Genomic DNA, 14,384 nt, shown 5'->3' on the forward strand with positions numbered 1-14,384 from the left:
TCGCTTATTTACCCCAATTGGTTAATTGAATAATTTTATGATATATAGCATGGTTTTCATAAATACCTTGAAAGCTCTCTGAACCGGGGCCATACGCAAACACTGGAATTAAAGTAGCCGAATGCCCTCCTGTTGAGAAGCTTCCTTTAATTTTATTATAATCTCCATTTTCGGAAGCAAGTGTATAACCTCCCGTTTCATGGTCTGCAGTTACAATAACGAGCGTGTTGCCATCCTTCTCTGCAAAATCAAGGACTTCACCAATAACTTTGCTAAAATCCTTTACTTCTTCAACAATATACTCGGAGTCGTTGGCATGTCCGCCCCAATCTATTTGGGAGCCCTCTACCATAAGGAAAAAACCTTGATTGTTTTGAGATAAATACTCGACACCTAATCGGGTGGCTTGACTTAAAAAATCGCCTCGGCCTTCGCTCATTTTGGGCATATGTTTTGGTGCCAATAAATAGCCGTATTTTTTATCTAAATTAAAATTTTGAGGTTTTTGCAAAGAAACCGTATCGACAATAAATCCGTTTTCAGAAAAAAGTGCTCCCAAATCTAATTTGTCCTTTCTTTTGAAAAAGAAATCATTACCAGCTCCCGCAAAAAAATCTATTTCAGACCCCGGTAGTTGAGCCGCAATTTCCTCTTGCATATTTCTACTTTTAACATGAGCGAAAAAAGAAGCAGGTGTTGCGTGCGTAATTGAAGAAGTGCTTATTACCCCGGTTACTACTTTTGCTTGCGCAGCTTTATGGGTTATTAACGGTACTGCCAAAGCGTCTTGGTCTACTCCTATAGCGCCATTGTAGGTTTTTATACCTGCTGAAAAAGCCGTAGCTCCAGCTGCCGAATCGGTAATCAAGTGACTTTGGGAAGACGTTTTTATAAACCCTATTTGTTTAAAGCGCTCAAAACTTGAACTTTCATTCCCAAAATAAAAGCTACTTGAAACCTGGGTTAGCCCCATCCCGTCCCCAATTAACAATATAACATTTTTAGGTGTTTTAATTGTTTTCTTATGCTCCACTTCTACGGGCTTAAAACCAATTGTAAACACAAAAACAATTAACAATACAGACGATATTTTATAATATTTCATGGGTTTTATGTTTTGAATTTTATAATAAATATTAAATTTTTGTTTTTATTTCTTTCCGCCAACTACAATAACAATCTCGCCTTTTGGAGGCTTATTGGTATAATATTCTAAAACTTCTTTAGCGGTTCCGCGAATGGTTTCTTCGTACAGTTTCGTTAATTCTCGTGACACCGATACTTGCCTGTCTTCGCCAAAATACGCGCAAAAATGACCCAGTGTTTTAACCAATTTATGCGGACTTTCGTAAAAAATAATAGTTCTGGTTTCTTCGGCTAAAAGCAGTAATCGGGTTTGCCGGCCTTTTTTAACGGGTAAAAACCCCTCGAAAACAAACTTGTCGTTTGGTAATCCTGAATTTACCAAAGCCGGTACAAAGGCGGTGGCTCCGGGCAAACAATCCACTTCAATATTATGCTCGATACAAGCACGGGTTAACAAAAACCCGGGGTCTGAAATGGCCGGTGTTCCGGCGTCGCTAATTAGTGCTACCGTGGTGCCGCTTTTTATTTTTTGAATGATGCTTTCTACCGTTTTATGCTCGTTGTGCATGTGGTGCGATTGCATGTGGGTTGCAATCTCGTAATGTTTTAACAGTTTCCCTGAAGTACGCGTGTCTTCGGCGAGAATTAAATCGGCTGCTTTTAAAACATCGATAGCTCGAAATGTAATGTCTTTTAAATTACCTATGGGTGTTGGTACGATGTATAGTTTACTCATGTAATAATCGTTGCTGCTGTGTTAGGGATTAAGGTATTGTTGGAGCTCTTTTTGTGTTGTTGCACCTATGCAACACAAAAAAGCGACTACCGAAAGCGCGACCACGCTTTTTTTGGCGTGGGAACACCCAAATTTTAAAGAAACTTACTTTCTATAATTTCCATAAATCGTGATTCGAACTCTTCTTTATCTGCCCAAAAGTTATAATCTGGTTTTACAATATCTTCAATAAATCGTTTGGCATCGCTAAGGGATGCGGTTGTGTTTAATTGCGACAATACGCGATCGTAATCTTCGCTTTTGCCGTTAAACAAATGCTTGATAAAAGCTATTTTGTCGTTTAGCCCAATGTTGAGCCCGCCATTTTTTAGCTTATCGTTTAACGATTTTTTTTCGCCGCCATTTTGCGATTTTGAAATGGGCTCGAAAACCGGTGTTTCTTCAAAACCAGAGGTTATGGTTTCAAAATCGTTTTCGCGTTGGGTTGCCGATTTTACAGATGGCTTGGGCGGAATGGCTTCTTCAAAAACCGGATCGACTTCCAAACTCTCCAGTGGCATATGCGCCACCATATCTTTAATGGTCTCCATTAAGGGCTCTGTAATGGCCTCGTTTTCATAATCATCGAGATTAATGTACACCTTGTCTTCTACCTCAATATTGTCGCTTACCTTATTGTTAAACGCCGTATCTAACATATCGAAAAAAGAGGAATCGTTGCCAATGGACGGGATATCGTCCTCAAAGTTTTCGTGTGCAAACTTTAAAACCGCCAGTTTTTCGCAAAGTGCAACGGCTTCTGCGTGCATTTTTAAAACGTCTTCCTTTCCTTTTAATTTAAGAATTCTATGTGCTATACTAATGAGTTCCGACTCTAACTTCTTCTTCATCATTTATATTTTTTAAAATTATTGCTATTTAGCCTTTTGATTTTTAATAAATTTGCGCCACCTTTATACAAACGAAAAATTCCTTTGTTTTAGTGTTAAAATTACGAAATGTTTCTTGAAAATACAGTAAATCATAAAGAACAATTTGGTTGGATTGAAGTTATTTGTGGCTCCATGTTTTCTGGAAAAACCGAAGAACTCATCCGAAGGCTCAAGCGCGCGCAATTTGCTCGACAAAAAGTGGAAATTTTTAAACCCGCTATCGATGTGCGTTACGACGATGCTATGGTGGTGTCTCACGATGCGAACGAAATCCGCTCCACACCGGTTCCTGCCGCAGCCAACATCCCAATTTTGGCCGATGGTTGCGATGTAGTTGGCATTGATGAAGCCCAGTTTTTTGATGATGAAATTGTACGTGTTTGTAACGATTTGGCCAATAAAGGCATTCGCGTTATTGTTGCCGGATTGGATATGGACTTTAAGGGCAACCCTTTTGGGCCCATGCCAAATCTTATGGCAACGGCCGAATATGTTACCAAAGTGCACGCTGTTTGCACCCGAACGGGGAATTTGGCACAATACAGTTACCGGAAAGCCAAAAGCGATAACCTGGTGCTTTTGGGCGAAGTTGATGAATATGAGCCCTTAAGTAGAGCCGCATATTACAAAGCCATGATGCGCGATAAAGTACGAAACATGAAGGTTAACGACGCTGAGGAAATTACTTCTAAACCCAAAAACTCCAATGCCTAAAGCGCAAGAAACCCTACTTGAAATCGATTTAAAAGCCCTTAAACACAACTTTAAGCATTTAAAATCGAAACTTAATAAGCACACTCAATTTTTAGCTGTTGTTAAAGCTTTTGGATATGGTAGCGATGCCTGCGAAATAGCCAATTGCCTGCAAGAACTCCATGTGGATTATTTTGCCGTGGCTTACGTAAACGAAGGCGTGGCATTGCGGCATGCGGGCATTACAAAACCCATTTTGATATTGCATCCGCAGGCTGTGAATTTTAAAACCTTAATTGAACATGGCTTAGAACCTAGCTTGTACAATGCCAAGGTTTTAAACGAATTTATAGCTATCGCTTCCGCGGAAAAACAAACCAACTATCCCATTCATATTAAGTTTAATACAGGTTTAAACCGATTGGGCTTTTGGGAAAATGATGTTGATTATATCGCATCAAAATTAAAAGAATCGCCTTCGGTAAAAGTAACATCCATTTTTTCGCATTTAGCCGCCAGTGAGGATTTTAATGAAAAAGCATTCACCTTAAATCAAATTGAAAGCTTCAAATCGATTTCTGAAAACTTCATAAATACTATGGGTTACAAACCGATGCTCCATGTCTGCAATACCTCGGGTCTATTAAATTATCCCGAAGCCCATTTTGATATGGTACGAAGCGGCATTGGATTGTATGGTTTTGGAAATTCGGACAAAGAAAACAAGTATTTAAAACCCATTGCGACTTTAAAAACGGTTATTTCTCAAATTCATTCGATTGAAAAAGGAGAATCGGTAGGTTATAATCGGGCCTTTAAAAGTGATGCCTTTTTAAAAACGGCAACGCTACCTATTGGTCATGCCGATGGCATTGGCAGACAATACGGTAACGGCAAAGGTTTTGTAACCATAAACGGGCAAAAAGCCGAAATTATTGGCAATGTTTGTATGGATATGATTATGGTGAACATTACCAATATTGATTGTAAAGAAGGCGACGAAGTGATTGTTTTTGATGGAAAACACACCGCCGAAAATTTAGCCGAAACCACCAACTCTATTTCCTATGAGCTTTTAACGGCGATTTCGCAACGTATTAAACGCGTTATTATTCAATAGATTTTTAACATTTGTTAACATTTAATTTTTTTAACTAAATTAGTAACCTACAAACTAAAAATTTAAAATTATGTTAAAAGAGTTTAAAGAATTTGCAATGAAGGGCAACCTTATAGACATTGCCGTAGGTTTTGTAATGGGTGCTGCGTTTAAAGAAGTGGTTACCGCCTTTACGGGAGGCATAGTTTCGCCTTTAATTGGATTGATTTTCAATTCCGACTTCAAAGATTTACGCTATAAATTACAAGACGGCACGGTTAACGATGCTGGCGAAACCGTTGGCGAAGTGTTTTTAGAATACGGTACTTTTTTAACCAATGTTATCGATTTCCTAATTGTAGCCTTCGTTATGTTTATGGTGGTAAAAGGCGTTAATAAAATGAAGAAGAAAGAAGAACCTGCTCCAGAAGCTCCTGCAGGACCATCGCAAGAAGATTTATTAGCTGAAATTAGAGATTTGCTAAAAAAATAATAACGTGTTAAATAAATAACATTTTGTTATTTGTTGTCAAAAAGCCTTTGTTTTACCTAAACAAAGGCTTTTTATATGTTTTAAAATAGAATTAATACTTAATTTTGTCGCAGTAATTATTTTAAAAAAATAAAAATGAAAGTAGCTGTTGTAGGCGCCACTGGAATGGTTGGCGAAGTGATGCTAAAAGTATTGGCAGAACGTAATTTTCCAATTAGTGAATTGTTGTTGGTTGCTTCAGAACGTTCTGTGGGCAAAAAACTAAGATATCAAGATAAAGAGCACACCGTTATTGGCTTAGCCGATGCCGTGGCAGCCAAACCAGATATCGCTATTTTTTCTGCCGGAGGCGAAACCTCTTTAGAGTGGGCTCCAAAATTTGCAGAAGCCGGCACTACGGTTATCGATAATTCTTCGGCTTGGAGAATGGACCCGACCAAAAAATTAGTGGTACCTGAAATCAATGCCAAAGAGTTAACCAAAGCCGATAAGATTATTGCCAACCCCAATTGCTCAACCATTCAAATGGTGATGGCCTTGGCACCGCTACATAACGCATATAAAATGAAACGTGTTGTGGTTTCTACGTATCAATCGGTTTCTGGCACGGGCGTAAAAGCCGTAAAACAATTGGAAAACGAAATTGCCGGTGTTGATGGCGAAATGGCTTATCCGTATCCTATCGGAAGAAATGCCTTGCCACATTGCGATGTTTTTGAAGCCAACGGTTACACCAAAGAAGAAATGAAACTAGCCCGCGAGCCTCAAAAAATATTTAACGACAAAACCTTTTCCGTAACAGCTACGGCGGTGAGAATTCCAACGTCCGGTGGACACTCGGAAGCGGTTAATGTGGAGTTTGAAAAAGATTTTGATTTGGCCGATGTTCGTAAAATGCTACACGAAACTCCTGGAATCATTTTACAAGATAACACAGATACGAACACATACCCTATGCCAATTTATGCACACGACAAAGATGATGTTTTTGTGGGCAGACTGAGAAGGGACGAAACGCAACCAAACACTTTAAACATGTGGATTGTTGCCGATAACTTACGCAAAGGCGCTGCGACCAATACCATTCAAATTGCTGAATATTTAGTTGAAAACAAGCTGGTTTAGGTTTTTAACTTTAAAATTATATTATTAAAAAAGTCCTTGTAAAAATTACAAGGACTTTTTTTATAAAAATAAATTCGATATATTTAGACATAATTGTATTAAAAATCAACCTTTTACCGTACTTTTTTTCGGAACTATTTTTGTAGTACAATAACCATATCCAAGCCAAAAAACACGTTCAATGAAACCACACTTCGCTTCTCTAGGCCCGATAAGTATCAACCTGTTTGTCATTCTGTTATCACTAACCGTTTTTCCAAATAACACCGGATTTTTGGTTGCCGATATCAAGTACAAAGCTGCTTCGGTTTCAAAAGAAAACATATACATCCATTTTGACAAAACCCATTACAATCAAGGTGAAAACATTTGGTACAAAGTATATTTGGTCGGCACCAAAAACCATGCGCCCCGAACTGCAAGCAAAGTAACCTACGTAGATTTGATAGACCCAAACAACACCATAATTGACTCTAAAACAATTAAGATGAACGAAGGTGCCGGAAAGGGCGATTTTAAATTGCCCGAAGATGCCATGGACGGCGCTTATACCATAAGGGCCTATACCAATTTTATGAGGAATTTTGATGGCTCCCATTTCTTTAGGAAAAACATTTACGTGAACGTCACAGGGCCAAATAATGGTTTTAACACCCATATGGCAACGGCAACACCCTTTATTGCTTTTTCCCCGGAAGGCGGCAATATGATTGGCGGTTTTTTAAATAGAATCGTTGTAAAAGCAACCAACTCTTTGAAAAAAGGTGTGCATGTAAAAGGCGATGTTTTTGATGACACCAATACTAAAACCCTACATTTTGAAACCACTAAATTCGGGTTGGGAAGCTTCCAGTTTATCCCCCAAAAGGGCAGGAGCTATACCGCAATCGTTTCCCATAATGGCGTAAAACACGGCTACCCTTTGCCGCCCGTTAAGGACCACGGCGCCACCATTAGAATCGATGAAACACATAATAGCTACAGGGCAAATGTGTATTCGTCATTGCCCAATGGTATGGACGGCCTCGAACTGTCGGGCTTTCAGAAAGGGGAAATTATTTGTCAAGCCAGATTAAATGGGAATAACGCCGTGGCCGCCGTTGATTTGCCAAAATCCGATGTAGAATACGGCTTAATCCGGTTCCAGCTTGTAGATAAAAACGGAACGGTTTTAAGCGAAGAACTCGCCTTTATCGATTCTGAAAATCTAGAACAAAAAGCAATTGTTACGCCCTCAAAAAAAACCTATGAAGCCCATGAGCTGGCCGAAATTGAAATAAGTTTCGATCAATTATTGGACGAAAGCCTAAAGGCGGACATGTCCGTTTCCGTTACCGAAGTCAATCCCGAAACAAACAAGGGTTCGGGCCCGGACATAAAATCCCAATTGCTTTTCAATCCCGAAATAAGAGACGATTTTGAGCGGTTTGGTTCTTATTTCGCCAACGATTCAGTAAGCAAAAAAACCGTACACCAAATATTAATAGCTCAAAAGAGCAACCAACTTTTTTCCAAAGACAATATTGGGGGCAATGACTTGAAATTTTTGCCCGAATCCGGTTTTAGCCTAAAAGGAACGGTTAAAGAAGTGCACAAAAACAAACCGGTAAAAGCCCATGTAACGGTTACCTATAAAAACGGCAATGAGATTGGACACGATAAAACGATAACGGACAGTTTAGGTCGTTTTAGCTTCAATGACCTTAATTTTGACCAACGGACTTTTGTTGCAGTAAAAGCCAAAAGATTAAATGCCAGAAATTATAGCAGGGACTTTATTGTTGAGTTGGACTCATTTATCCCGCCCCCGGTGCACATAAAGCCTATTCCCGAAAAAACAACAACCAAGGGCAATGCGCTTTTAGAGCCTAAAATAAAACAACATAGAAATACTGAATTTGCGCCACGAAAAGGCGAAATTAAATTAAACGAAATAAAGCTAATTGCCGAAAAAAAACGGTTGGATAGATATGCTGAAAAAAGAAAGGCAGCTTTATATGTAAGCCCATCGCGCACTTTAGATTTTAAAAATTTGCGCATTTCACCAACAGCTACAAATCCACTTCATGCTTTACAAGGTAGAATCCCAGGGTTTGATGTAATTGGTAATTTTATAATAATTAGAGGGAGGCGCATAAATATGGTTGATACAGTAGACCCATTCAAAATCGGTACTCCTGGAGAAGAAAAAGAAGAATATAATGACCCAAGACCGTTGTTTTTAGTCGATGGGTTTCCTACAGATTATGATTTTGTTACTTCAATGTCAATTCAGGATATAGATTTCGTTGATATTATACAACCCTCTCAAGCTGCTATTTATGGTGTGAGAGGCGGTGTTGGTGTTATAGCTTTTTATACCTTTGACGGCTCAGAAGAAAATGATATCCCAAATAATAGAAATGTATCGATTAGTTTTTATCACCCAGGCTATTACCAAGCTAGAAAGTTTAATCAAGATGAAAATGACTCATCTACACTCTATTGGAATCCTGATTTAAAACTGGAACCATCCCATTCGTTTAAAATAGCATTTAAAACCGGCCATAAATCGGCAACTTATAAGATTTTGTTAGAAGGCATTACATCCAAGGGAACGCCTTTTAAAGCTGAAGCCTATTTTGATGTTAAATGAATTGTTGATATTTAATCTTGCTTGAAAAACTCCATTTTATAATCGGTAGTAGCAAGCTTCATAATCGTTTTAAAAATATATTCGGACACCTGTTTTTGGCCTTCGAAGTTTATTAGATCAATCGTGTCTTCTGGTTTATGGTATTGCGGATGTCCGCCCGTATGCATCCCTAAAACCGAAATGCCTTTTTTGTAAAACGACACATGGTCGGATCCGCCAACAGAACCGGCATGCACAATGGGTGTTAAGTTTAAGGATTCGCCCAAGGTTTGCATAAAATTAACACCACCGGGAAATGTACCCGCACCGCCCATATAAACGTGCTTTTCTTTATTCATTCTGCCAACCATATCCATGTTAATCATTAATTTAATTTGAGATAATGGCACTAGAGGATTATCAACAAAATACTTGCTCCCTAACAACCCTTGTTCTTCGGCACCAAAAGCAATAAAAATAATACTGCGTTTTAAAAGCTGTTTTTGACTTGCAATTTTTTCGGCAATTTCCAATAAGGCTGCTGTTCCGCTTGCATTATCATCGGCACCGTAATGAATGGTATTCTTTTTATCGGATTTTGACGATGGACCACCCAAACCCAAATGATCGTAGTGTGCGCCCAAAACAATATATTCATTTTTAAGCGTAGCATCGTTACCTTCAATAAAACCAACCACATTCCACGTTTTCACAACTGGCTTTTTATCCACACCTTTTTCAACTCTTAACGTCGCATTAAAAGGTTGCTTATAACCCATATCAAAAGGTGTAACACCTATGTTTTTAAACTCCTTTTTTAAGTAATTAACAACGCGTCTATTGGCTTTTCCTCCGGGATATCGACCTGCATTTTTTTCAGATGTTAAAAACAACATGTGGTCTTTTAATTCCTTTTCTGTGATTTCAGCCTGTGAAAACACGCTTACGCTTAAAACGCCAATCAATAAACACAGTAAAACCTTATTCATAATCTCTCATTTTTAATAGCTTCAAATATATAACAAGTAGCCATAAACTTTGGTTTGTTTTGCTTATTTTTGGAGATTAATTATTTATCAATCATGAAAAAAATATTAGTTATTATTTGCACACTTACACTTACTGTAGGTTGTAAAAATGGAAAAGAAGAAAAAAATGTAGTTGTGAATTATCCTGAAACAAAAACGGTAGATACCGTTGACACATACTTTGGCGTAGAAGTTAGAGACCCGTACCGTTGGTTGGAAGACGATAGAAGTGAAGAAACCGAAGCATGGGTAAAAACGCAAAACCAAAGTACTTATGCGTATTTAGATAACATTCCGTTTAGGGACGAATTAAAAGAGCGTTTATCTGAACTATGGAACTACGAAAAAATAGGCGCCCCGTTTATTGAAGGCGAATACACGTATTTTTCAAAAAATAATGGTTTACAGAATCAAAATGTTTATTACAGAAAAAAAGGCGTTGAAGAAGCCGAGGTGTTTTTAGACCCGAATACATTTTCTAAAGATGGCACCATTTCATTGGGAGGTGGCCTAAGCTTTTCAAAAGACAGTGATATGCTGGCCTATTCCATCTCTGAAGGTGGTAGCGATTGGCGGAAAATTATTGTTATGAATCCTGAAACACGAGAAGTGGTTGAAGACACGCTTAAAGATGTAAAATTCAGCGGTATTTCGTGGTATAAAAATGAAGGGTTTTACTATTCAAGTTACGATAAACCCAAAGGCAGCGAACTTTCTGCCAAAACCGATCAGCACAAATTATATTACCATAAATTAGGAACTCCTCAAAAAGAAGATGCTTTAATTTTTGGTGGAACAGCAGAAGAAAAACACCGATATGTTTCGGGCAGCGTAACCGAGGACAACCGCTATTTAATTATTTCGGCTAAAGTATCTACTTCTGGAAACAAGTTGTTTATAAAGGATTTATCTAATCCTAAAAGTGAACTTGTTACCATTTTAGATCATACCGATAGCGATACTTTTATTATTGAAAACGAAGATAGCAAGCTATTTTTGGTAACAAACCTAAATGCACCAAACAAAAAGATAGTAACGGTTGATGCCTCTAATCCAACACCAGAGCACTGGGTGGATTTTATCGCTGAAACTGAAAACGTTTTAAACCCTTCAACCGGAAGCGGGTATTTCTTTGCCAAATATATGGTTGATGCGCTTTCTAAAGTAAAACAATACAACTATAAAGGCGAGTTAATAAGAGATGTTGAACTGCCAGGTTTGGGTACTGTAAATGGTTTTGGAGGCAAAAAGAAGGACAAGGAATTATATTATTCGTTTACCAATTACAATACACCTTCAAGCCTTTATAAATTCAATCCGGAAACCGGTGAAACCCAATCGTATTGGAAACCGTCCATTGCGTTTGATAGTAACGATTATGTGTCCAATCAAGTGTTTTACACCTCAAAGGACGGCACTAAAATACCCATGATGATCACACATCATAAAAACCTGATTATCGATGGTAAAAACCCAACCATTTTATATGGCTATGGCGGATTTAATATCAGTTTAACACCGTCGTTTAGTATTGCCAATGCCGTTTGGATGGAACAAGGCGGCATACTTGCTGTTCCTAATTTACGTGGAGGTGGCGAATACGGTAAAATTTGGCACGATGCAGGCACGCAAATGAAAAAGCAAAATGTATTTGACGATTTTATAGCTGCAGGTGAATATTTAATTGAAAACAACTATACCTCATCTGATTATTTGGCCATTCGTGGTGGTTCAAACGGTGGTTTATTGGTTGGTGCGGTTATGACACAGCGCCCGGATTTAGCCAAAGTGGCATTACCTGCCGTTGGTGTTTTAGATATGCTGCGTTACCATACATTTACAGCTGGAGCAGGTTGGGCCTACGATTACGGAACGGCCGAACAAAGTAAAGACATGTTTGAATATCTTAAAGGTTACTCCCCATTACATAACGTAAAAGAAGGCGTAAAATACCCAGCAACTTTAATAACCACTGGCGATCATGACGACAGGGTGGTGCCGGCGCACAGTTTTAAATTTGCTGCCGAATTACAAAACAAACAAGCGGGAACAAACCCAACGTTAATTCGTATTGAAACCGATGCCGGCCATGGTGCGGGAACACCGGTTAGCAAAACCATTGAGCAGTATGCCGACATTTTCGGCTTCACGCTTTACAACATGGGCTTTGATGTGTTGCCAAGTAAAACCAAAGAAAAAATAAAAGGCTAATTAGGTGTCACGCTAAGCGTAACCAAAGTGTCTCATTATAAAGTTAATCAAAAACCGTTTTTCTAAAAAGAGGAACGGTTTTTATGTTATTTTTGCGCTATGCTTCAAGTTAAAAACATAACATTTTCATATAAAAAAGCACCCATTTTAAAAGGCATTTCTTTTAAAGTAAACCCCGGTGAACACGTTTCTATTATTGGTGAAAGCGGCTCGGGCAAAAGTACGCTGTTAAAGTTGTTGTACGGTACCTACGATTTAAACGATGGACAAATATTTTGGAAAGATGAAGAGATTCTGGGGCCGAAACACAATCTTGTTATTGGTCCGGAATACATGAAATACGTCGCCCAAGAATTCGATTTAATGCCGTTTATTACCGTAGCCGAAAACATTGGCGCTTATCTTTCAAACTTTTATCCCGAAGAAAAAAAGAACCGGATTGATGAGCTTTTAGAGGTTGTTGAATTAACAGCCTTTAAAAACATTTTGGTTAAAGAATTAAGTGGCGGGCAAAAACAACGCGTCGCTTTGGCAAGGGCCATTGCGAAACAGCCCGAAATTATTTTGTTGGATGAACCATTTAGCCACATTGATAATTTTAAAAAACAGTCTTTACGCCGAAGTTTATTTAAATATTTAAAAGAAAAAAACATCGCTTGCATTGTGGCTACCCACGATAAAGATGATGTATTGCCTTTTTCGAACCGTATGATTGTTTTGCATGCCACTAGCATTATGGCAAACGATACACCACAACAGTTGTACAAAACGCCTCAAAATAAATTAATCGCTTCTTTTTTCGATGAATTTAATGTTATAGACGATGCCTTTGTTTACGCGCATCAGCTTAAAGTGGTGGATAAATCCGATTTAAAAGCCACCGTAAAACAAAGCTATTTTAAAGGCTATTGCTATTTGATTGAAGCCGATTTTAACGGTGACACTGTGTTTTTTGAAAGTGAAATACAGCTAAACGCAAATCAAGTTGTCTACCTGTTAACATCCTCATAGTCTTTAAAACATGTTCTAGTTTATGCCAACCCTCTGTTATAGCAAGAAAATATTGATTTTTTTTGATTTAGGCATACCCTCCAAAACAAAATATTATGCGGAAATGTTACTACATTGCAACTTTATAAAAAGCAAAAACCCTGTAAAACAAAATGTTAACAGGGTTTTTTGGTACTCAAGGTGGGAATCGAACCCACACTTCCGAAGAAACTGGATTTTGAATCCAGCGCGTCTACCAATTCCGCCACTTGAGCATTTAGACCGCAAAAATATATATATTTTCCATATAATTCATAAAAATACTCGACAATATACTTTTTAGGTTAAAATAAATGCATAAATTTGCACCTCGTTAAAAATAAAGTGCCGTTTTTGCGCTATAAAACAATAAGTTAACCATGCCCGACGCTATTACCGAAGCTAAAATTTTTACCTGTTCACAAAGTATAGGACTAGCTAAAAATATTGCTGCAGCCTATGGCACAAGTTTAGGAAATGTAATTACCTCAACTTACAGCGATGGCGAATTTCAACCCTCTTATGAAGAATCGATTAGAGGGACACGAATTTTCATTATAGGATCTACCAATCCGAGTTCTGAAAATTTAATGGAATTACTGTTAATGATCGACGCTGCAAAACGCGCATCGGCGAGACACATTACAGCAGTAATGCCATATTTTGGCTGGGCAAGACAAGATAGAAAAGATAAACCCAGAGTGCCAATTGCAGCAAAATTAATAGCTAAAATGCTTGAAGCTGCAGGCGCTACCAGAATTATAACAATGGATTTGCACGCCGATCAAATTCAAGGCTTTTTTGAAAAACCCGTAGATCATTTATTTGCATCTACCATTTTCCTACCTTATTTAAAGAGCTTAAATCTGCCTAATTTAACCATCGCTTCGCCAGATATGGGTGGCTCAAAAAGAGCGTATGCCTATTCCAAGGCTTTAGAAAGCGATGTGGTTATTTGTTACAAACAACGCGCAAAGGCTAATGTAATTTCCCATATGGAACTCATTGGTAACGTGGAAGGCAAAAACGTGGTTCTGGTTGACGATATGGTAGATACAGCAGGAACGCTAACCAAGGCAGCAGATTTAATGATGGAGCGTGGTGCCTTAAGTGTAAGAGCCATTTGTACACATCCTATTTTATCTGGTGACGCTTATAATAAAATAGAAAATTCAAAATTAGAAGAATTAATAGTAACAGATTCAATTCCCTTAACACAAAAAAGTGATAAAGTAAGGGTATTAACCTGTGCCGATTTATTTGCAAACGTTATGCATAAAGTGCATCATAATAAATCCATTAGTTCTCAATTTGTAATGTAAATTAATAATTAATATA

General features: G+C 38.1%; 12 protein-coding genes and 1 tRNA gene. 8 read left to right on the forward strand and 5 right to left on the reverse strand.

Annotated elements, in window-relative coordinates:
* Positions 1-4 precede the first annotated feature (4 nt).
* The 3 genes from ACN5J7_RS09565 to ACN5J7_RS09575 form a co-directional block, all read right to left on the reverse strand.
* A complete protein-coding gene (locus ACN5J7_RS09565) occupies positions 5-1,105 on the reverse strand; it encodes an alkaline phosphatase (RefSeq protein ID WP_418603733.1) in 1,101 nt (366 codons plus the stop codon).
* Positions 1,106-1,150: 45 nt separating this feature from the next.
* Positions 1,151-1,822, reverse strand: coding sequence for a 16S rRNA (cytidine(1402)-2'-O)-methyltransferase (rsmI, locus tag ACN5J7_RS09570; protein WP_418603734.1), 672 nt, complete (start codon positions 1,820-1,822; stop codon positions 1,151-1,153).
* 134 nt (positions 1,823-1,956) lie between these two features.
* Positions 1,957-2,715, reverse strand: a complete 759-nt coding sequence (locus ACN5J7_RS09575; protein WP_418603735.1) for a hypothetical protein — start codon at positions 2,713-2,715, stop codon at positions 1,957-1,959.
* Positions 2,716-2,820: 105 nt separating this feature from the next.
* Here ACN5J7_RS09575 and ACN5J7_RS09580 point away from each other — a divergent pair, with 105 nt between their 5' ends.
* The 5 genes from ACN5J7_RS09580 (at position 2,821) to ACN5J7_RS09600 (ending at position 8,799) form a co-directional block, all read left to right on the forward strand.
* The gene (locus tag ACN5J7_RS09580) at positions 2,821-3,468 is read left to right on the forward strand and encodes a thymidine kinase (RefSeq protein ID WP_418603736.1); all 648 of its coding nucleotides are present in this window, start codon (positions 2,821-2,823) and stop codon (positions 3,466-3,468) included.
* Positions 3,461-4,567: an alanine racemase gene (alr, locus tag ACN5J7_RS09585; RefSeq protein ID WP_418603737.1), complete on the forward strand. Its 1,107-nt coding sequence runs from the start codon at positions 3,461-3,463 to the stop codon at positions 4,565-4,567. The genes ACN5J7_RS09580 and alr overlap by 8 nt, the downstream gene beginning before the upstream one ends.
* Positions 4,568-4,637: 70 nt before the next feature.
* Positions 4,638-5,039, forward strand: coding sequence for a large-conductance mechanosensitive channel protein MscL (gene mscL / locus ACN5J7_RS09590; protein WP_418603738.1), 402 nt, complete (start codon positions 4,638-4,640; stop codon positions 5,037-5,039).
* A 135-nt stretch (positions 5,040-5,174) separates the two neighbouring features.
* A complete protein-coding gene (locus tag ACN5J7_RS09595; protein ID WP_418603739.1) occupies positions 5,175-6,164 on the forward strand; it encodes an aspartate-semialdehyde dehydrogenase in 990 nt (329 codons plus the stop codon).
* Between the two features lie 181 nt (positions 6,165-6,345).
* Positions 6,346-8,799 (forward strand): MG2 domain-containing protein, encoded by a 2,454-nt coding sequence (locus ACN5J7_RS09600; protein WP_418603740.1) that lies wholly within the window; start codon positions 6,346-6,348, stop codon positions 8,797-8,799.
* An 11-nt stretch (positions 8,800-8,810) separates the two neighbouring features.
* Here the strand turns inward: ACN5J7_RS09600 and ACN5J7_RS09605 are convergent, their stop codons facing one another.
* Positions 8,811-9,767: a M28 family metallopeptidase gene (locus tag ACN5J7_RS09605; protein WP_311935769.1), complete on the reverse strand. Its 957-nt coding sequence runs from the start codon at positions 9,765-9,767 to the stop codon at positions 8,811-8,813.
* Between the two features lie 93 nt (positions 9,768-9,860).
* Here ACN5J7_RS09605 and ACN5J7_RS09610 point away from each other — a divergent pair, with 93 nt between their 5' ends.
* A complete protein-coding gene (locus tag ACN5J7_RS09610) occupies positions 9,861-12,017 on the forward strand; it encodes a prolyl oligopeptidase family serine peptidase (protein WP_418603741.1) in 2,157 nt (718 codons plus the stop codon).
* Positions 12,018-12,116: 99 nt separating this feature from the next.
* Positions 12,117-13,028 (forward strand): ABC transporter ATP-binding protein, encoded by a 912-nt coding sequence (locus ACN5J7_RS09615; RefSeq protein WP_311935777.1) that lies wholly within the window; start codon positions 12,117-12,119, stop codon positions 13,026-13,028.
* A gap of 169 nt (positions 13,029-13,197) precedes the next feature.
* On the opposite strand, the gene ACN5J7_RS09620 is transcribed toward ACN5J7_RS09615, so the two are convergent.
* Positions 13,198-13,282, reverse strand: a tRNA-Leu gene (locus tag ACN5J7_RS09620).
* A 144-nt stretch (positions 13,283-13,426) separates the two neighbouring features.
* Here ACN5J7_RS09620 and ACN5J7_RS09625 point away from each other — a divergent pair.
* Positions 13,427-14,368, forward strand: coding sequence for a ribose-phosphate pyrophosphokinase (locus tag ACN5J7_RS09625; protein ID WP_418603742.1), 942 nt, complete (start codon positions 13,427-13,429; stop codon positions 14,366-14,368).
* Positions 14,369-14,384 lie beyond the last annotated feature (16 nt).

The sequence above is a fragment of the Hwangdonia sp. genome (genome assembly GCF_048381975.1).
In the GTDB taxonomy this organism is placed as follows: Bacteria; Bacteroidota; Bacteroidia; order Flavobacteriales; family Flavobacteriaceae; genus Hwangdonia; species Hwangdonia seohaensis.